The sequence below is a fragment of the Micromonospora antibiotica genome (assembly GCF_017599305.1).
Lineage (GTDB): Bacteria > Actinomycetota > Actinomycetes > Mycobacteriales > Micromonosporaceae > Micromonospora > Micromonospora antibiotica.
The window spans coordinates 48,922-67,929 of the sequence record NZ_JAGFWR010000024.1; the positions used below are offsets into that span (position 1 = coordinate 48,922).

Sequence of the window (19,008 nt, forward strand, 5' to 3'; positions counted from 1 at the left end):
TCCAGCCCGCCACCAGGGCAAGCCATCTCAGATGTCACCTATCGGTGCAGCAGACCCGATCGTCGGCTCCTGCCTCGACTCGCGTATGAATTCGAGGCTGGCCGTCAACAATCTGCACCACGCCGTAGCTCGCCGTGATGACGTGGCCGGCTGCGTGCGCTCGCGCCCAACCGGCTCTGCGGACACCAGCCCTGCCCCATCAACTCCTTGCAGTCCCGGCGGGCCTACGTTGCGTGAAGGGCTCGTATCCCTTCCTGGCCATCGAGAGCTGCATACTCAATGCCGGGTCCTCCGATCAGGCCACCGTGATCAGGCCCGCCTCGTAGGCGGCGATGACCAGATGAACCCGGTCGCGGGCACCCAGCTTGCTCAGCAGTCGGGTGATGTAGGTCTTGACGGTGGCGTGGCTCAGCCGTAGCTCGTCGGCGATCTCGGAGTTGGACATGCCCCGCCCCACCAGGGTGAGCACTTCTCGTTCTCGTCCGGTGATGCCGGAGAGCAGTCGGCGGGGGACAGCGGGCGCGGTGGGGGTGTCGACGACATGCTTGATCAGGCGACGGGTGACGCTCGGGGAGAGAAGGCCGTCGCCGTGCGCCACGGTGCGGATGGCGTCGAGGATGTCGTCCAGCGGCATGTCCTTGATCAAGAACCCGGCGGCGCCGGCCTGTAACGCCCCGAACACGTGGTCGTCCTCGTCGAAGGTGGTCAGGATCAGCACCCGTGTCTCGGGTGACAGGCTGACGATCTGTCCGGTGGCCTCGATGCCGCCCATCCCGGGCATCCGCAGATCCATCAGGACGACGTCCGGTTGCAGTTCGCGGGTCAGCCGGACTGCTTCCTCGCCGGTTTCCGCCTCACCGGCGATCGCCATGTCGTCGACCTCCGCCACCACCATGCGCAGGGCTGACCGGACCAGCGGCTGGTCGTCGACGAGCAGAACCCCGATGGTCATCGGGCGTCCGCCGGGATGGGTAGGTGGGCCGCCACCCGGAAGCCGCCCTCCGGACGTGGGCCGGTGACGATCGTGCCGTTGAGCATCTCGACCCGCTCCCGCATACCGGTCAGCCCGAACCCGAACCCGGCCCTGGGCCGCCGGCCGCGACCGGTTCCGTCGTCGACCACCTCCACGAACAACCCGCCTTCGCGGAAACTGATCATGATCCGGCAGGCGTCGGTCTCGGCATGACGGATCACGTTGGCCACAGCCTCCTGAACGATGCGATACGCGGCAGCATCGATCTCCATGGGCAGGGCCTGCGGCTCGCCCTGCCGGCTCACGTCGATGTCGACACCTGCCGCCCGGGTGGTGGCGACGAGTTCGTCGAGGGTGGTCAGCGAGGGCAGCGCCGTGGGGAGGTCCGGCCGGTCGGGGTCGACGTCGCGCAGCGAGGAGACGACCCGGCGCAGGCCGGACAGCGTCTCCTGGCCGACCTTCTCGATGTTGTGGACCGCTTCCCGGGCGGCTTCCGGTTGCGTGCGCATGACCCGGCGCGCCGCCCCTGCCTGCAGTGCGATGACGCCGAGGCTGTGCGCCACCATGTCGTGAAGATCGCGGGCGATGCGGAGCCGTTCCGCGTTGACCGCCTCGGCGGAGGCCTGTCTGAGCGTGGCTGCGGCGTGGGCCCGTCGCTGCCGGATCACCGTTCCGATGAGGACGGCCGTTCCCAACGTGAGTGCCATGCCCGGTTCCGACGGGGTGCCGCCTTCCCCGAGCAGTACCCAGCGTGTGATCAGGCAGGTGACGAGCAGACCCAGCGCCAGGCTGGCCGCGGTCAGCGTCACCCGGGGTGTGGAGTACAGCGTGAGGGCCGCCAGGGCGATGTCGATCGGGATGATCTGCGGCGCCCAGATCTCCGGCCGCTGCCACGCCAGGGTGGGGATTGCGATACTGACCAGTAGTAGCCCGAAGGCGGGCAGGGGCAACCGGCACAACCGGGTGCTGCCGGCCAGCGCTGCGGCGGTGGCCACCAGTAGGACCACCTGGGCCACGGTGGCGGCGAGGATGCCCGGCGGGAACAGCGACGACCAGCGTTCCTCGGGTGGGTCAGTCAGGAACCAGGCCCACGGGTATGCCGTCAACAGCCATGAAAGGAAGATCAGCGGGGCGACCAGTTGCAACGATCCGAGCCGGGTGAGGATGACGTTCGGCACCGCATGCACGACGCAAATCTAGCCGCCGGGCTTTCCGGGGACATCGGACCACGGCTGTACAACCTGGGATGACATGCACTGGCCGAAGTGTCAGCCCCGGACGGACGCGTCGGGCCGCCCGAATCGGCACGGTAGTTCTCGTGATCGAAGTGAAGCAACTGACGAAACGCTACGGCGAGACCACGGCCGTCGATGACCTGTCCTTCACCGTACGGCCGGGGCGGGTGACCGGATTCCTCGGTCCCAACGGTGCGGGCAAGACGACTACCCTGAGCCTCCTGGTCGGGCTGAGCAGGCCGACCCGCGGCACGGCCACCATCGACGGGGTGCCGTTCGACACCCACCCTCGGGGCCTGCGGTACGTGGGAGCCTTGCTGGACGCCCGTGACGTGCACGGCGGCCGCACCGGGCATGACCACCTCACCGCGCTCGCCCGCAGCAACGGCCTCGGCTGCAACCGGGTGCGGCAGGTGCTGGAGGAGGTGGGCCTGGCCGACGTCGCGGCGCGGCGCGTGGGGACCTACTCGCTGGGCATGAAACAGCGCCTGGGAATCGCCGCCGCCCTGCTCGGAGACCCGCCCGTGCTGCTGTTCGACGAGCCTCTCAACGGTCTCGATCCCGAGGGCGTGCGGTGGGTGCGTGGGCTCTTCCACCGGAAGGCCCACGAAGGCCGCACGGTACTGGTCTCCAGCCATCTCATGTCGGAGATGGAACACACCGCGATCGACCTGGTCGTCGTCGGCCGAGGGCGGCTGATCGCGGCCGAAACGCTTGTCGAGTTCGCCGCCCGCGGCAGGATGCCGTCGGTGACGGTGCGGACTCCCGACCCTACGGCGCTGTCCGCGGCGCTGGCCGAGGCCGGTGCGAAGGTCACCACCCAGGCCGACGGGGCGCTTGCGGTGCAGCAGATGAGCGCCCGTGACATCGGCGACCTGGCTCTGGCGAGATTCATACCACTGCACGAACTGAGTCCGCAGGTCCCTTCCCTCGAGGAGGCATTCATGAAGATGACCGGTGGCAGCGTCGAGTACCGGGCGGGAAGGAGGCAATGACCGGGTCGACGACCGCAGCGGTGCCGGGCAGTGCCAACACCGGTGCTCTGGCGAGTTTCCGGGATCTGCTGGCAGCCGAGTGGATCAAGTTCTGGTCGTTGCGTTCGACGACCTGGACGCTGGTGATGAGCGGCGTTGCAATTCTCGCCTTCAACGGTTACGCGGCGTACGGAGACTATGCCAATCTGGAGGGCTTCTCGGCAGCCGCCCGCGCGGACTTCACCAGGTATGCGATGTCCGACGCCTTCACCCCCTCGTCGTTCCTCGCGCTCATGCTGGCGCTCGGCGCACTGGGCGTGAACGTCGTGGTCGGTGAGTACAGCACCGGGCTGATCCGGTCCACCTTCACGGCGGTACCGGCGCGTGGCGCGGTGATGGCGGCGAAGCTGGTCGTCGTCACCGCGGTGTCGTCGTCGTACGGCCTGGTGGTCATCGGTGGGTCCTTCTTCGCCACCCAGGCGATCCTCGATCGGAAGGACGTGGGTCTGTCGATCACCGATCCGGGCGTGGCGGAACGGGTGCTCGCCTCCGTGCTGATGGCGCCGCTCGCCCCGCTGGTGGCCATGGCCGTCGGTGTCCTCCTGCGGCACAGCATCGCTACGATCAGCGTGTTCGTGGTCGCTTACCTGCTCGTACCGATCTCGCTCAGCGGGCAGACATACGCCACCGCCGTGCTCGGCCACCTGACGCCCTACCGTGCGTGGATGCGCATCGCCGACATCGAGTTCGGCAGTCAGCCCCACCCGTGGCCGGTCTCCGGCGCGTGGACCGTCTGCGCCGTCTGGGCGATCGTCGCGGTGATCCTCACGGTGGTGGTCGTGAAGCGCCGGGACCACTGACCGGCGAGCACCGTACAACTGCTGGAACTACCCACTTGACCGCGCCGGCCCGCGGCTTTCCGGGCCGGCGCGGTCGTTTCTATTGGTCGCAAGTTGCTTTCGGGACAGCCTCTGTTTCGGGCGCTGTCCGATGAGCCAGTTTTTCGCTACACGGCACTGTCGCCCTGCTTTCCGGCGAACGATCAACGTATGAGCTCTTGACGGAAGGGTTGCGGATGGCTGATGAGAATCTCGTTCTCCGTCCGAAGATAATCATCGAGGGTCTGGTCGACCGTTTCGTCGCCCAGCCGCACACAATCTCACCGGTGCAGGCGGCGATGAGTCTCGCATTCCTGCACAAGCCGCTTCTGGAGTCATATCTGCAGTCGCCGCAGCCTCACGTCGAGGCAAGCGCGAACCCGGACCTGCGCGGCGGCTACTTCATCAACATCCGGGAGGACAGGGCCGGCGAGCTGCGGTACCTGCTCGACTCGATCAACCGCGACCGGCCGACGTGCTGCGGTTCGCCCAAGCGATCGCCGATGAGCAGGAACTGCTGCGCACCAGCGCCTCCGGCTTCGATCTGACCCCGCTCTAACCGAAGCTGCCGGCCGAGCTCGGCGGCCTCGTGGAACTCGCCTGCGACACCGACAGCCAGGCGCAGGGCCGGCCACGTTGAGCGGTCCGGCGATCCTGGCCCGGGTCGTGCGGCGGCATGAACCGGACGACCTACCCGACCGGCCGGAACCAGGTGTACCCCGACCGGTCCCGAGCCTCTCCACCACACCCACCGCACGACGGACCACGGACCACGGCCCAGCACGGAACGAGCCTGGTCCCGACGACGCGGACACCGCCGACACCAGGCCCGGACCTGCCGCCACCGACGGCGCGGCACTCCGCCCGCCGTTGCGGTGTCAGCCGACCCGCACCAGGTCGAACCGGTCGTAGACCATGCTGTAACCGCTGGATGCCGGGTTCCTGCCCACCGCCACGGCCCGCAGGGTGTGGTTGCCCGCGGACAACGACAGCGTGCCGTAGTCGGCCGCATAGTAGGCGGCGTTCCCGTACTCGTCCTGCGGCGGACCGACCATGACGCCGTCGAGGTAGAGGGCCTGGAACGCCCGGTTGGCGTTGCTCTTGAGGATTGCACGCAGGTCGTACACCCCGGACGTGCTCACCGGGAGCGTGAACTGGAGATACTGACCCCCTGCGGTCCCGTCCAGGGCGGTGGCCGCGCCACCGCTGGCGCCGGCCTCGGTGAAGACCCGGCTGGTCAGGCCGGGCGAGGCGGCGGTCGACAGCGACTCCGCCTCGTACCTGGTGACCGGCGCGCTCGCCGTGGCCGGGGTGACGAGCACCTTGTACACGGCGTTGGTGGGCAGCGTGCCGAGCGCGAGGGTGACGCCGCCCGAGGACAGGGCCACGTCCGCGTCGAGCACGACCGTCGGTGTGGACAGCGTCGGCGTGTTGGCCACCCGCTCCGCCCGTACGTGCACGACGTTGGACAACGCCAGCGCCGACGCGTTGTTCAGCCGTAGCGAGACCCCCTGGTCACCGGTGGTCTGGTTGCCGATGAGCAGGACACCGCGGCGCTGGCCGGTGTCCAACGACCCCAGCGCGTCGACAGTGGTCGCGGACGACGAGGTGACGGTGACCATCCGGCCGGTCATCGTCTTGTAGGTGTTGTAGCTCCACCAGACACCCTTGGGTAGCGTGCCGGTCGCCTTGTCGGCGGAGTTTCCCAGGGTGGCGATGAAGTTGCCGTCGCTGCCGATGTAGTCCCAGTCCGAGGCCAACGCGTCTTCCAGACCGTTGGGGACGCTGCGCTCGAACTGTGCCAGCCAGCGGACGTTCGGCCCCGCCGCCCAGGCGTCCGCGTTGCCGTAGCTGCTGCCCTGGTATTCGGTGATCGCGATCGGCATCGGGGTGATGCCGTTGGCCTGCATCCAGCTTCTGATCTGCGCCGTGTGTCCGGGCACGTCCGTCGGGGCCGGGCTCAGCTCGTGCCAGGACAGGACGTCGGGCAGGCAGCGGTTGTCGCGGCAGTAGGTGAGGAACTGCTGGAGCTTGGTGAAGTTGTAGGCGCTGAGCTCCGGTGCCTCGACCCGGTACGACGAGTTGCGTGCCTTCACCGCGTCGTAGGCCACCTTGTGTGCCTGGAAGTAGGTGGTGGTGTAGAGGTTTCCCCACTGCGCTTCCGGCTCGTTCCAGGGGATCCAGGCGTTGACCCGGTAGCCTTTCTGCTCCGCTTCGGACATCACCCCGTTGACGATGGTCGTCCACGTGCTGAAGTTGCCGTTGTCACCGGGGCGGTAGTTGCGGTACGGACTGTTCGGGTTCGCCGAGTAGTAGTAGAGGCCGACCCGCAGGTTCGCGCCGGTTGCCGAGACCCGTCGGTAGGTGGCGGGGTCGTAGAGGCTCGGCAGGTTCGGGTGGTGGTCGGCACCGCGCTGCGACCTGACCCTGACACCGTCGACGAGATACTGCGCGGGCGCGGACGCCGAGATGCCGTGCAGGAAGCCGCTGGCGATCTGGGTGGCCGCTCCCCGGTCGGAACCGTAGTCGACGGTGATCGTGGTGGTGGCTGCCGCCGAGGCGGCGTCGGTGGTGACCGTGACCATGCCGGCGGCCACCAGGACACCGACGGCCGCAGCGGTCACCGGTCGTCCTGTACGGGAAAAGAACATCGGTCTCCTCCTGGAGAGATCCGGGGACGGGAGGTGCCCGTCGGAGGTCGACGGGCGGTCGGAGCGCGCACCGTGCGGCGGTGCGCGGTGCGTGGTGCGGCGGTGCGCGGTGCGTGGTTCGGGCGGGAAGCCTGCACCGGTGGTGGAGTGGCTGACCGGCCCGGCGTTCACGTCACCGGTAGGGGCTGAGCCGGCCACACATGCCGAACGGACGCCGGTCGGGCTCGGGCGCCGCCTGCGAGTGGACCTTGGCCTCGGCCAGATGGGTGCCGGAGCCCTCGGCCAGCGAGCGCAGGCGGCGTCGTACCTCAGCGAGGGAGGCGGCCGGACCGGCGTCGAGAATGCGATGCCACTGGGTGGTCCGGGCACTGGTCAGGGACACTGCGGCGTCGTACAGGGCCCGCAGCGAGGAGGTGTCACCGCTAGCCAGGTCCCGCTGGATCGCGAGGTAGCCCTGCACTGCGAGATCGCGGCGACGGCGGGCGCGACGCCCCGCCGCGGGGGAGTGGGTGGGTTCCGGTCCGAGATCGGCAGCCTCGGCGTATGCGGCCGGGTCCGCGAGGACCTCCGGCGGAAACGTGAGTACGGCGTCTCCGGCCTCCGGTAGCCCGCAGTTCTCCATGATGACCACCACCCTGAGGTCGCCGAGATTGACCGCCCGGTGCACGGTGCCCGGCGTGAAGCAGACGACGGTCCCCGGCAGCAGCGGTGTGGTGGCGGGGCCGGCGAGGGTCAGGGTGTGCAACTCGCCGCGCCCACCGACCACCACGTACGCCTCGGTGCACGCCGTGTGCAGGTGTGGTGAGCCGCCGTGGCAGCCGTCGGATGCCGCCCAGGGATAGACCTCGAGCCCGGAGACACCGATGCCGTTGGGTAGGTTCACCACGGGTGGTCCTCCAGGTACCGCTCGACGCGACCGGCAGTCCAGACGCCGTCGGCGATGACGACGCGGTACCGACGCCACAGGGTCGTCCCGGCCGGCAGGACCACCTCCTCCGCGAACGCCAACGACGGATTGACCGCCGCGAAGGGCTCGTTGCGCACGAACCAGACGGGCGGGCTGTCCTCGGCGGACGGGTCGGGAACAACGACCAGGGTCGAGGCCGCGTCCACGACATCGTGCGGGCCGGTGTACGCGAGCCACGCCGCCCGCTGTCCCATCACACTGGGTCCCTCCAGACCACCGGCGGCGAGGATGGTGCCGCCGGTCAGATCCCGTGGCCCACGCCAGAACAGGCCGCTGTAGCCGGCCGCCTCCCGGCCGAGGACGGTGGGGCTGCCGATCTCCAGCGCGTCCCCGCTCACGTTGGTCAGCGCGCTGGCGATGGTGAGCTCCCAGATGCCCGCCACCTCGTCTACGCCGTGTACGGCGATGTCCCGGTGTTCCTCGATCCAGGGCCGGCCCCGGGCGTTGTGCCAGTGCACCTGCTCGGTGAGGTCGAGTCGGTCGACGCCGACGTCGAACCGGGAGAACGCCTGGTGGCGTAGTGACCCGACGTTGTCGAGCCGCTGGTAGCCCTCGTCACGCACGTAGCTGTAGCCGCCCCAGAAGTTCTCCCCCGACAGATGGGAGATCGTCATGGCGACACCCTTGTGCCAGCGGTGGTCGTGCGGGCGGTGTGCCGAGACGAGATTGCCGGCGGTGGTGCGTACCGGGTGGAAGAAGGGCGCCGGGCATTCCCACGGGTCGGTCTCGGCCCCGTACACGTAGGACACCAGTTCCTGGTCGCGGATGCTGACGGTGACGGCCGTACCGACGTCGTGCCGGACCCGCAGAGCCACGTCGGCCGGGATGTTGCGGTTCATGCGTTGCTCCTTGCCGGCGCCCAGCCGGCCGTGTCGCCATGCAGGGCGTGGTAGAAGGGGCTCTGCGGGACGAGTTCGGTGCGCCGTACCGCCCGACCGGTCAGGGCCGACTGGTACAGGGCGGTGACGAGTTCGAGGGTGCTCCGGACACCGGCTCCGCTGGCCGGTGGACGCGTACCGGCCCGCAACGCCGCCAGGAGCAGCGGAAACTGGGCGGCGTGCGAACTGGGCACGTCGGGCGTCGGCGTCCGCCACCGCTGACGGCGCTGTTCGGGCACGTGCGGGGCGGCGGTGTACGTCCAGTCGCTGTCGCGGTAGCCGTACAGGTGGGTCAGTTCGACTGTCGCGTCGGACAGGTCGATCCGTAGGTAGCTCTCCTCACGAGGTGACAGGATGCTGTTGGTGACGCTGGCCAGCGCGCCGTTGGTGAATCGGACGAGGGCCAACGACACGTCCTCGGTCTCGACGTCGCGGTCCAGCCGCCCGGCCAGCGCGGTCACCTCCTCCCAGGGGCCGAGCAGGGTCAACAGCAGGTCCATCTGGTGGATGCCGTGTCCCATGGTCGGGCCGCCGCCCTCGGACGCCCAGCTACCGCGCCAGGGGACGGTGAAGTAGGCGGGCGGGCGGTACCAGGCGGTCGTGCACTGCGCCAACAGCGGACGGCCCAGCTCACCGGCGGCGATCAGGTCAGCGGCGTGCATTCCGGCGGAGCCGAACCGGTGCTGGAACACCACCGAGGCGTAGGCACCGCTGGCCTGCTCCGCGGCGGTGATCCGGTCGAACTCGGCGAGTGTGCGGCACGGAGGCTTCTCCACCCAGGCCCAACTGCCGGCGGCGAGGACCGATTCGAGTTGCCCGACGTGCTCGGCCGGCGGCGTGCACACGTGCACCAGGTCCGGACGTTGCGCGGCGAGCATCTCGTCGACCTCGGTGTAACCGGCGGTGATGTCGGCGTGGGCGCAGAACTGCGCGAGCCGGGAGGGGTCCACGTCGACCGCGGCGACCAGTTCGACCCGGTCCCGGTGCGCCTGGATCGTGGGCAGGTGACTGCCGGTGGCGATGCCGCCGGTCCCGACGACGGCCACCCGGATGCGTCCGTCCCGACCTGTCATGCGGTGTGCTCCTTCGCGCTGGTGGGGTTCATCGGCTGGACCGTCCGTCCCGCGCGGCGACCGCTGTCGGATCGACCACCCGCAGGGCGACGAGCAGCAACGTGAGGGTGGTCGCCATGTAGACGGTCGCCATGGCGTTGATCTCCTGGGAGGCGAGTTCCCCGGCCTGGACCGCCGCGCCGTACAACGCGACGACGAGGGTCTGACTGTCCGGGCCCGAGACGAGGAAGGTCAGTTCGAACTGGCCGACGACCCGTACCAGGGTCAGGACACCGGCTGCCAGCAGGCCGGGCACCAGCAGCGGACCGAGGATGTGCACGAAGACCCGGCGGTTGGTGGCACCGCAGACCCGGGCCGCCTGTTCGATGCGGGGATCGACCTGCTCCACGAACGGGAGGAGCACCAGCACCGCGAACGGGATGGCCGGGACGAGGTTCACCAGCACGATCCCGGCCAGCGTGTCGTTGAGTCGCAGCCGGTAGACCAGGGTCGCCAACGGCACGGCGTAGGTCATGACGGGCACCACCTGCGGCACGAGGAACAGGAGCAGGAGCAACCGGCGACCGGGGAAGGTCAGCCGGGCCAGCACGTAGGCGGTCGGCAGTGCCACCGCCAGCGTCACCGCCACGACGGCCACCCCCACCTCGACGGTGGTCACCAGCAGCCGTCCGAGGCCGAAGGTGGTCCACGACTGCGTGTACCAGCGGGTGGTGTAGCCGCGCGGCAACCAGCCGTCGGCAAGCTGCGTGGTGAGCGAGGCGAGCAGGACGCTGGCCACGGCCAGCAGCAGACCCCCGACGAACACCCACAGCCCGCCCCAGGTGACCGCGCCGGTGAGGGTGTACCCGGGCGGGCGGCGTGCGGCCCCGACGGGGGGCGGGGCGGCTTGCCCGGTGGATGTGGCGGCGACGTCGGTCATCCCTTGCCTCCGGTGGTGGGCCCGCGGTGCAGCAGCCCGCGTGCCGACAGCACGAGGCCGAGGACCGCCAACTGGACGACCGCCATCACCACGGCGGCGGCGGACGCGGTCGGGTAGTGCCCGTAGCTGTACTCGGTGTAGGCGACCTTCGACAGCACGCGGGTGGGACCGGCGTCGTTGCCCACCAGGGTGGCGGAGGGGAACACCCCGAACGCCAGCACGAAGGAGAGGCAGAACGTGATCGTCATCCCGGGCAGCAGCAGCGGGAAGGTCACCAGCCAGAACCGTTGGGCGGGCCGCGCGCCGCAGACCGCAGCGGCCTTGTCCAGGCCCGGGTCGATGCCTGAGGTGTAGCCGACCATCAGCAGGAACGCGAAGGGCAGCCCGGTGAACACCAGCGACAGCAGCACTCCGGTGACGTTTCCGACCAGGGGCAGCGGCTGTTCGATGGCCCCGATGCCGAGCAACGCCCGGTTGAGCCAGCCGGAGGGGCCGAGGAACTCCTTCATCGCCGAGGCGACGAAGACGGTGCCCAGGGTCATGGGGACCAGGACGACAGCGATGAGGGCGCGTTTGGCCCGGACCCGGCCGCGCATCCGGTAGGCGATCGGCACCGCCAGCACGACGTTGACGACCGAGGCGGCGAGCGCCAGCTCCAGCGTGATCAGGATCGACCTGCGGCTGCCGTGGTTGTTGACCAGCCGGTCGGCGAAGAAGTCACGATAGGCCGAGGACCAGCCCTGGGTGCCCTGGAAGGACAGCCCGACGCCGTAGCACACCGGGTAGACGAAGAACACGACCATGAACAGCGCGCCGGGCACGACCAGCCACACCGTCGGCGTGACGCCCCGCCGACGGGCACGGTCCCGCCACCGCAGCAGGTGATCCCCGCTGGGCCCGCTCGCGCTCATGACGGCTGTCCGTCGACCGGCAGGGCCCGGTCGGGCGTCGGTGTCTCCGTCTGCGGCCGGGCGAACAGCCGGACCCGGTCCGGCGCGACGACGGCGACCGCCCGTTCGCCGGGCCGGAACGACCGGTCCGACCGGCAGTGCAGGAGTTGGCCACCGGGTCCGCTGCCCTCGATGGCGAAACCCCGGCCCTGGTACTCGCACACCCGCACGTCGAGCGGCACCTCGTTGCCGGAGCCGGCGGCCGGTTCCCGGACGAGCAGCAGATCCTCGGGTCTGATCATCGCGACGGCGGGGCCCGGGGCGGGCCGGTCGGTGCCGTATCCACCGACGCGCAGCACCAGGTCGCCGGCGTCGAACACCCCGCCTGTCAGTGTCCCCGGCAGACTGTTGCGGTAGCCGACGAACCCGGCCACGAACGCGTTGGCGGGCCGCTCGTACACCTCGGCGGGTGTGCCGACCTGCTGGACCGCGCCGTCGCGGAGCACCACCAGCCGGTCGGCGAGGGACAACGCCTCGGTCTGGTCGTGCGTCACATAGATGGTGGTGAGGCTGAGCTGCTGGTGCAGCGCCCGGATCTCGGTGCGTAGATCCAACCGCAGGCTCGCGTCGAGGTTGGACAGGGGTTCGTCCATCAGCACCAGGCGGGGCTCGACCACGACGGCGCGGGCGATCGCCACCCGTTGCTGCTGGCCGCCGGAGAGCTGGCGGGGATACCGGTCGGCCTGCGCCCGCAACCGGACGAGGTCGAGGGCCCGCCGCACCCGCTCGGCCCGCTCGGGCTTCGGGCACCCCCGCATCCGCAGGCCGAAGGCGATGTTGTCGGCGACGGTCAGGTGGGGGAAGAGCGCGTAGTTCTGGAAGACCATTGCGATACCACGCTGTTCCGGCGGTAGCCGGTCGATGCGCCGCCCGTCCAGGCTGATCGTGCCGGTGGTCGGATCGAGTAGCCCGGCCAGCAGGTTCAACGCCGTCGACTTGCCGCAGCCGGACGGGCCCAGCAACGCTACGAACTCACCTGCGGGCACGTCGAGCTCAAGGCCCTCCAGCGCGGTGAAGGAGCCGAACTCCCGACGCAGGGCGTCGATACGCAGCGCGCCTCCGCAGCCCCGGCCGGTCACTTCGTCGACCCGATCGACCTGTTCCAGATGTCGTACTTCACCTGCACGTGATCGCCCACCACCGGGTTGCGCACCTGCGCGGTGGCCAGCAGCCGCCGGTTGAAGTCCGGGCTGCCGTGCCGCTGGTAGCGGGCCTGAGCGTCGGCGGTGGCCATGGAAAGGTCGACACCGTGGACGGGGAAGGCGGCGCGGAACGGGATCGTCATCGCCTGGTGCCGGGGTTCCAGCAGATACGTGATCAGGGCCAGGTCGACGGCGAGCCGGTCCGGGTCCACCCCCCTCGGTACGGCGGCCCACTGGGCGACCTCGATGGTGACCGGGTCGTCGAACGCCTGGAGAGCGAACTGGTCGCCGAGCACGCCCTTGGCCTTCATCTGCACGTCGAAGCCGGTCTCGCTGAGCACGATGTCGAGCGATCCCTTGGCGAGGGCGTCGAAGGTGTCGACCGTCTTGGTGGCGTACGGCGCCGTGTATCTGTTGAGCTCCGCCAGATAGGCCCAGGTCTTCGTCCAGGTCGCCGGGTCGGCCGGGTTCGGGTCGCCGAGCATGTGGGGCAGCGCGTCGACGAACTGGTTGGCCGGCCCGCTGCCGGTGGGCACGGCGGCGAACCCGAACCGTCCCGGATGTGCTTTCGCCCAGGTCAGCAGCTCCTGTGGGGTGCGCGGTGGATGCGCGACGGTCCGCGTGTCGTACGCGAGCACCGGGCCGTCCGGCTGGCCCGAGATGATCATTGCGTTGCCGTTGAGGGCGTCCTGCAGCTGCCGCGCGGCCGGAGTCATCACGCCGGCCGGGTCGGGCAGGGCGGCGGCGTAGCCCGGCAGCAGGGGCACCACGGTCTGCTGCTTGGCGAGCAGGGAGAGACCCTCGGTGCCGGTGAGGACCAGGTCGTCGGTGACGTTGCCCGACTGCTGCTGGGCGTAGAGCTTGCCGACGACATCGGTGGGTGTGCCGCTCTCGTACCGTACCGACGACACGAGCTGCGGATGTTCCTGGGCGAAGCGTTCGATGACCGGTCTGGTCAGGGCGAGGACGCCGGAGACGTCCAGGATGCGCAGCACGACCGGCCTGGTCGGCAGGTCCGGCACCCCGGTCGGCGGTGCCGCGACCGGAGCGCGCCCGGGGGCGGCGCAGCCGGTGAGCGCGACCGCGAGGGCGACGACTGTCACCACAGCGGCGGGACGGGATCTGCTCATCGACGGTTCTCCTGGTCGTAGCGTTGTGGGGGTCGGCGCCGGCGGCGGTCACCGGGTCGGCGGTCGGGCGCGACGAACCAGCGGAGGGACGGCCCGTCCCGTTCGGGCCGGCTCCGATGGTCATCGGTTGCAGACGGGAACCGGGTGGACCCGGGCGGGCCACGCCCGGACACCGGGCGCGGTGACCTGCCGACGGGCGGCGGGCGGCGGGCGGCGTCGCCGGCAATCCGGTGCAGAACCCCCGAAAGCCCATTGGTCAATTAGATTGGCATCTATGCGCTAGGGTCACGATAGTGATCGATCACTTTTCTGTCAACGCTCTTCGATCACCACCGCCCACCAGGGGGAATGAGAGAAATGGCAACCGGGCAAACAGGACCCACCGGCCGCGCCGAGAGGGCCGCCACGATCCACGAAGTCGCCCGCGCCGCCGGCGTCTCGCACCAGACGGTCTCCCGGTTCCTCAAGGGCCGGGGCGGACTCAAGCCCCAGACCCTGGAAAAGGTCACCCAGGCCATCGAACAGCTCAACTACCGGCCGAACCTCGCCGCCCGATCGATGCGGACCCGGCGATCGGGCCGGATCGCCGTCGTGCTGCCCGACACCACCGACTTCGTGCCGACCCGCCTGCTCAGCGGTGCCACCGACGCAGCCCATGAAGCCGGATACCTGCTCGACGTCGTCGGGCTCGAAGGCGACGCCGCGGCCCGAGCCGACCGGATGCGCACCCTGCTGTCCCCCGAGAACGTGGACGCCGTGCTGTCGTTCACCCCGCTCGCCACCCGGATGGCGGACCTCGACCTGACGTCCTTCCCCGTACCGGTCCTGGTCGACGGCGAGTACGACGACAACATGCGGGCCCAGGGCGTACTCGCGGACGCCTCACCGATAGCCGAGATCGTCCGCCGGCTCGCCGCCGACGGACACCGCCGCTTCGCCCACGTCGCCGGCTCCGACCTGTGGGCATCCGCGCGCAACCGCCGCCGGGTCTACGAAACGACGGTGGCGCAACTAGGGCTCACCTCCTGCGCGGTCGTCGACGGCGACTGGACCGTGCGATCCGGCTGGGAGGCGGCCACCACGGTGCTGGCCCGCTGCGGAGCCACCGCCGTGCTGGCCGCCAACGACCGGGTCGCCTTCGGGATCCTTCAGGGACTCCAGAGCCTGGACATCGACGTCCCCGGCCAGATCAGTGTCTTCGGCTGGGACGACGACGAGATCGGCCACTACACGCGTCCGACCCTGTCGACGGTCAGTGTCGACCGGGAGCGGCAGGGCCGGGAGGCGATGCGGCGACTCCTCGCCCTCCTGCGCGGCGAGGAGTCGCCGAGTCCGCCGCACCCGTCCGACCTGCACCGCCTCCTACCGCGCCAATCCACCGGCCCCGCGCCGGCAGGGTAGGTGGAGACGACCCGGGGATCGTGAGCACGAGCTGTCCCGGGCGACACACAAGGGCAGGTTGCTGTTGTGGCCCCGGATCCCGGTGAGGTCTACGTCGTCGGCAACGACGGACACCTCTGGAGTGCCCGGGTCGACGGTCGGGCCGCGATCTGGAACGACCTGGGGAACCCCGGCGTCAACCTCGACTCCGGCAGTAACGCGTTTGGTGCGCGGAATGCGATCCAGGTGGTGCCGGATGCCCGCCCGTACCTCTTCGTCCTCGGCTCCGACCGTAACGCCTGGCTGCGCTGGCGGTCCGGGGCCGGATGGCAGTGGCACAATTTGGGCTCACCTCCCGGGGAGACGCTGGTGACCGCCCCGCTCGGTGTCCTCTCGGTCGATGGCAGCTCCCCGTTCTCCTTTTACCGTACGTTGAGGGCCTGCCTTCAGGCGGAGATCCGGTGGCGGCGGAGTCATCTGCTCGACAGCCGAACGACGGTGGTGATGGGTGTCGGGCAACACATTGACATCGACGGTCGCCTACCCCAACGTTTCGCGGCATGCGACCCAGTACGCGGATCCTCACGGTTCTGCTCTCGGCCGTCCTGGTGGTGGGTGCCCTGCACGCGCCTGCCAGGGCGGACTCTGCCTGTCCACTCGCGACTGACCCCGCCACAGCCTTCACTCTCGATGCGACTGCCGAGCAGTCGATGACGGTGCGTGCCGGCTGTGCCCGTCATGCTCCTGCGGCGCTCGCGACTCTGGCCAGCCATCCAGACGATCTGGTGATGACGTTCGACTATGTCGGCGAGGACGTGTCAGCCACCTTCCGGCAGGAGGTCGCCAAGGTCCAGGATGCGCAGGCCCGCGGCCAGACCTTCAGCGAGTACTTCCAGGCGCTCGCCGACGAGAACGCCACCGGGCTCTACCCGACGATCGGAGACTTCGAACTCGACGGCTCGTTGCACGTGGTCGGGAACAGCATGGTGCTGGTCGTGCCGACGGCAGAGGTCAGCGTCACCTCGAACGCATGGCAGAAGGTGATCGCCTCCTGGGCCGCCTTCGGCACCGGTGCCCTGGTCACCGGCTTCTGCTTTGCATTCTTCTCGGTCGGCGCCGTTGCCGCCGGCCCGGTGTGCGGGGCGGTGGGTGGTTTCTTCAACGGCCTCGTCAGTGAGCTTGTCAACGCGGCCTTCGACCAGCGACCGCTCGCCGACAAGGACGTCATGGGTGAGGCCTTCGCAGTGGCGATAACCCAGGCAGTCCAGGGTGCTATTGTCGGCGGAGTACTCGGGTTTCTACAGGCGACCGCCACACCGGTGATCACTGGGTTGCAGCTCCTGCTGCGGAGGTTGGCGGCGTCGGTCTGGGGCGGTGGGGCGCTCAAGGTCGTCGCGACCGCCCTCACCGGCTTCGACCTTGCGATGATCGAACGGCTGCGCCGCAAGATGCAGCAGCCCGTCGGCGGGGCCGCGAACGGTCTGCGGGTGCTTCCGCTGGGTGACTCGATCACCTACGGCGTCGGCGGTAGCCCGGAGGGCACCGGCTACCGGGCCCGTCTGTGGGAGCAGTTGGTCGACGAGCCTGGACCGCTCGACTTCGTCGGCTCCCAGGACTCCGGGCAGTTGCCCGACACCGATCACGAGGGGCACCCGGGTTGGCGGATCGAACAGATCGACAGCCTGGTGACCGACTGCACGATGCGCCGCTACCGGCCCAACGTCGTCACCCTGCACATCGGTACCAACGACGCCCGTAGGTCGGACAGCGGTTCGCCGTCGGACCGGCTCCGATCTCTGATCCAGAAGATCGTCCGGATCGCTCCGGAGACCACCGTGCTGGTGGCCACCCTGGTGCCGTCGCTGGATCCGGCCGTCAACGCCCGGGTCCAGCAGTACAACGCGCAGATCCCGGGAATCGTCAACGGCCTGCGGGCCACCGGTCAGCCCGTACGGCTGGTCAGCATGTCCGCGGTGACCACGGCGGACATGTCCGACCCGCTGCATCCCAACAACACCGGCTACCGCAAGATGGCCGATGCTTTCGACCGTGCCGTCACCGCCGCCCGGGCGGAGGGGCTGATCGTGCCGCCGGTACCCGGCGACACCGGCCCCTGCGTCGGGGAATCCTCGTCTCCACCGCCGTCGACGACGCCTACTCCGCCCGGTTGGAACTGGGTGGGCGAGATCGCTCCCGGCGTCGGAGCGCCCCGTGACCAGGTGCGGTTCGCCGATCTCAACGGCGACGGCCGCGACGACTACCTGGTGGTCGGTGACCAGGGTCAGGTCCGGGCGTGGTTCAACGTCCGTAGCGGCAACGGGTTCGGTTGGCAGTACCGGGGTGAGGTCGCCTCCGGCTCGGCCCCTCGCGACCAGGTCCGCTTCGCCGACCTCGACGGCGACGGCCGCGACGACTACCTGGTGGTCGGTGACCAGGGCCAGGTGAGAGCGTGGCTCAACACCGGCACCGGCAACGGTGTGGGATGGGCCAGTCAGGGCGAGGTCGCGCCGGGCGTCGGTGCCACGAGGGACCAGGTCCGGTTCGCCGACGTCGACGTCGACGGCCGCGCCGACTATCTGGTGGTCGGTGACCAGGGCGAGGTCAAGGCCTGGCTCAGCAACTTCGGTACCGCTGGGGCGGGCTGGAGCTACCAGGGTGAGATCGCCACGGGTGTCGGCGCGACGAGGGACCAGGTGTGGTTCTCCGATCTTGACGGCGACGGCCGCGACGACTATCTCGTGGTCTACGCCCAGGGCCAGATCCGGGGCTGGCTCAACACCATCGGTGACGGTAGCCGGCCGTGGAACTACCAGGGTGACGTGGCCGGGAACGTCGGTGCGACCAGCGCCGAGGTGGTCCTGGCCGACGTCAACGGCGACGGCCGCAACGACTACCTCGTGGTCAATGACGCCGGGCGGGTCACCGCCTGGCTCAACGACCGCTACGGCCACCCCGATCCGTGGGACTGGAAGGGCCTGATTGCTTCCAGCAGCGCTCCCCGCGACCAGGTGCGGTTCGCCGATCTCAACGGCGACGGCCGCGACGACTACCTGGCAGTCGGCGACCAGGGCCAGGTCAAGGCATGGCTGAACGTCCTCGGTGGTGACGGCGTCGGCTGGGACTGGCGAGGCGAGATCGCCTCCGGTTCGGCTCCTCGCGACCAGGTGCGGTTCGCCGATCTCAACGGCGACGGCCGTGACGACTATCTGGTGGTCGGCGACCAGGGCCAGGTGAGGGCTTGGCTTAACACGGGCACCGGCAACGGTGTGGCGTGGACCTCCCAGGGGCAGGTCGCCTCCGGTTCGGCTCCTCGCGACCAGGTGCGGTTCGCCGATCTCAACGGCGACGGCCGTGACGACTATCTGGTGGTCGGCGACCAGGGCCAGGTGAGAGCTTGGCTTAACACGGGCACCGGCAACAGCGTGGCGTGGACCTCCCAAGGGGTGATCGCCTCGGGTATCGGCGCGGCGGGCGACACCCTCAGGTTCGACGACGTCAACGGCGACCGCCGGGACGACTACCTGGTGGTGGGTGAGTACGGCCAGATCCGCGCCTGGCTCAACAACCGGGGTGGTCCGGGCTCCGCGTGGTTGTCACTGGGCGAGATCGCCTCGGGCGTCGGCTACACCCGCGACAGGGTGGAGCTGGCGGAGATCAACGGTGACCGTCGCGCCGACTATCTGGTCCTCGATGCCCAGGGTGGCGTCCGGGCATGGTTCAACAACGACGCGGCGGGCGGCCCAGCACCAGCCAACCCATCGCCGATGCCGAACGATCCGACACCGACCGCGCCACCGGGTAACAACGGCTCCGGGCCGAACGACGGTCTTCCCCTCTGCGTCGCGAACCGCTGCTGAC

Annotated in this window: 15 protein-coding genes; 5 read left to right on the top strand and 10 right to left on the bottom strand. The window is 69.6% G+C overall.

Features of this window, described 5'->3' with window-relative positions:
- Positions 1 to 295 precede the first annotated feature (295 nt).
- A complete protein-coding gene (locus JQN83_RS26985; RefSeq protein ID WP_208569966.1) occupies positions 296 to 952 on the bottom strand; it encodes a response regulator transcription factor in 657 nt (218 codons plus the stop codon).
- Positions 949 to 2,160 carry a sensor histidine kinase gene (locus tag JQN83_RS26990; RefSeq protein ID WP_208569967.1) on the bottom strand — a complete coding sequence of 404 codons (1,212 nt, stop codon included), beginning with the start codon at positions 2,158 to 2,160 and terminating at the stop codon, positions 949 to 951. The genes JQN83_RS26985 and JQN83_RS26990 overlap by 4 nt, the downstream gene beginning before the upstream one ends.
- A gap of 131 nt (positions 2,161 to 2,291) precedes the next feature.
- On the opposite strand from JQN83_RS26990, the gene JQN83_RS26995 reads away from it, so the two are divergent.
- The 3 genes from JQN83_RS26995 to JQN83_RS27005 all read left to right on the top strand — a co-directional run bounded on the left by JQN83_RS26995 (position 2,292) and on the right by JQN83_RS27005 (position 4,608).
- The gene (locus tag JQN83_RS26995; protein ID WP_208569968.1) at positions 2,292 to 3,203 is read left to right on the top strand and encodes an ABC transporter ATP-binding protein; all 912 of its coding nucleotides are present in this window, start codon (positions 2,292 to 2,294) and stop codon (positions 3,201 to 3,203) included.
- The gene (locus JQN83_RS27000) at positions 3,200 to 4,042 is read left to right on the top strand and encodes an ABC transporter permease (protein ID WP_244253306.1); all 843 of its coding nucleotides are present in this window, start codon (positions 3,200 to 3,202) and stop codon (positions 4,040 to 4,042) included. Before JQN83_RS26995 ends, JQN83_RS27000 begins: the two co-directional genes overlap by 4 nt.
- Before the next feature lie 215 nt (positions 4,043 to 4,257).
- On the top strand, positions 4,258 to 4,608 hold the full coding sequence (locus JQN83_RS27005; protein WP_208569969.1) for a hypothetical protein: 351 nt from the start codon (positions 4,258 to 4,260) through the stop codon (positions 4,606 to 4,608).
- Positions 4,609 to 4,938: 330 nt separating this feature from the next.
- Here JQN83_RS27005 and JQN83_RS27010 read toward each other — a convergent pair whose 3' ends face one another.
- The 8 genes from JQN83_RS27010 to JQN83_RS27045 form a co-directional block, all read right to left on the bottom strand.
- On the bottom strand, positions 4,939 to 6,684 hold the full coding sequence (locus JQN83_RS27010) for a hypothetical protein (protein WP_208569970.1): 1,746 nt from the start codon (positions 6,682 to 6,684) through the stop codon (positions 4,939 to 4,941).
- 199 nt (positions 6,685 to 6,883) lie between these two features.
- On the bottom strand, positions 6,884 to 7,597 hold the full coding sequence (locus JQN83_RS27015) for a cupin domain-containing protein (RefSeq protein WP_208569971.1): 714 nt from the start codon (positions 7,595 to 7,597) through the stop codon (positions 6,884 to 6,886).
- Positions 7,591 to 8,517: a DUF6807 domain-containing protein gene (locus JQN83_RS27020; RefSeq protein WP_208569972.1), complete on the bottom strand. Its 927-nt coding sequence runs from the start codon at positions 8,515 to 8,517 to the stop codon at positions 7,591 to 7,593. The genes JQN83_RS27015 and JQN83_RS27020 overlap by 7 nt, the downstream gene beginning before the upstream one ends.
- Positions 8,514 to 9,629 (bottom strand): Gfo/Idh/MocA family protein, encoded by a 1,116-nt coding sequence (locus JQN83_RS27025; RefSeq protein WP_208569973.1) that lies wholly within the window; start codon positions 9,627 to 9,629, stop codon positions 8,514 to 8,516. Before JQN83_RS27025 ends, JQN83_RS27020 begins: the two co-directional genes overlap by 4 nt.
- Before the next feature lie 28 nt (positions 9,630 to 9,657).
- Positions 9,658 to 10,548, bottom strand: a complete 891-nt coding sequence (locus JQN83_RS27030; RefSeq protein WP_208569974.1) for an ABC transporter permease — start codon at positions 10,546 to 10,548, stop codon at positions 9,658 to 9,660.
- Positions 10,545 to 11,459: an ABC transporter permease gene (locus tag JQN83_RS27035; protein ID WP_208569975.1), complete on the bottom strand. Its 915-nt coding sequence runs from the start codon at positions 11,457 to 11,459 to the stop codon at positions 10,545 to 10,547. The genes JQN83_RS27030 and JQN83_RS27035 overlap by 4 nt, the downstream gene beginning before the upstream one ends.
- Positions 11,456 to 12,577, bottom strand: coding sequence for an ABC transporter ATP-binding protein (locus JQN83_RS27040; protein WP_307799755.1), 1,122 nt, complete (start codon positions 12,575 to 12,577; stop codon positions 11,456 to 11,458). Before JQN83_RS27040 ends, JQN83_RS27035 begins: the two co-directional genes overlap by 4 nt.
- Entirely contained in the window at positions 12,574 to 13,770 is a 1,197-nt protein-coding gene (locus tag JQN83_RS27045; RefSeq protein WP_208569976.1) for an extracellular solute-binding protein, read from the bottom strand. Before JQN83_RS27045 ends, JQN83_RS27040 begins: the two co-directional genes overlap by 4 nt.
- Before the next feature lie 357 nt (positions 13,771 to 14,127).
- Here JQN83_RS27045 and JQN83_RS27050 point away from each other — a divergent pair, with 357 nt between their 5' ends.
- Positions 14,128 to 15,171, top strand: a complete 1,044-nt coding sequence (locus JQN83_RS27050) for a LacI family DNA-binding transcriptional regulator (protein WP_208569977.1) — start codon at positions 14,128 to 14,130, stop codon at positions 15,169 to 15,171.
- A 767-nt stretch (positions 15,172 to 15,938) separates the two neighbouring features.
- Entirely contained in the window at positions 15,939 to 19,007 is a 3,069-nt protein-coding gene (locus tag JQN83_RS27055) for an FG-GAP-like repeat-containing protein (protein ID WP_208569978.1), read from the top strand.
- Position 19,008: the final 1 nt, after the last annotated feature.

What these genes read in the sequence shown, in the direction of transcription:
- JQN83_RS27055 (WP_208569978.1), top strand. Translation starts at nt 15,939, where the DNA reads ATGACGTTCGACTATGTCGGCGAGGACGTGTCAGCCACCTTCCGGCAG.
- JQN83_RS27025 (WP_208569973.1), bottom strand. Translation starts at nt 9,629, where the DNA reads ATGACAGGTCGGGACGGACGCATCCGGGTGGCCGTCGTCGGGACCGGC.
- JQN83_RS26985 (WP_208569966.1), bottom strand. Translation starts at nt 952, where the DNA reads ATGACCATCGGGGTTCTGCTCGTCGACGACCAGCCGCTGGTCCGGTCA.
- JQN83_RS27020 (WP_208569972.1), bottom strand. Translation starts at nt 8,517, where the DNA reads ATGAACCGCAACATCCCGGCCGACGTGGCTCTGCGGGTCCGGCACGAC.
- JQN83_RS27005 (WP_208569969.1), top strand. Translation starts at nt 4,258, where the DNA reads ATGGCTGATGAGAATCTCGTTCTCCGTCCGAAGATAATCATCGAGGGT.
- JQN83_RS27050 (WP_208569977.1), top strand. Translation starts at nt 14,128, where the DNA reads ATGGCAACCGGGCAAACAGGACCCACCGGCCGCGCCGAGAGGGCCGCC.
- JQN83_RS27035 (WP_208569975.1), bottom strand. Translation starts at nt 11,459, where the DNA reads ATGAGCGCGAGCGGGCCCAGCGGGGATCACCTGCTGCGGTGGCGGGAC.
- JQN83_RS27045 (WP_208569976.1), bottom strand. Translation starts at nt 13,770, where the DNA reads ATGAGCAGATCCCGTCCCGCCGCTGTGGTGACAGTCGTCGCCCTCGCG.
- JQN83_RS27030 (WP_208569974.1), bottom strand. Translation starts at nt 10,548, where the DNA reads ATGACCGACGTCGCCGCCACATCCACCGGGCAAGCCGCCCCGCCCCCC.
- JQN83_RS27000 (WP_244253306.1), top strand. Translation starts at nt 3,200, where the DNA reads ATGACCGGGTCGACGACCGCAGCGGTGCCGGGCAGTGCCAACACCGGT.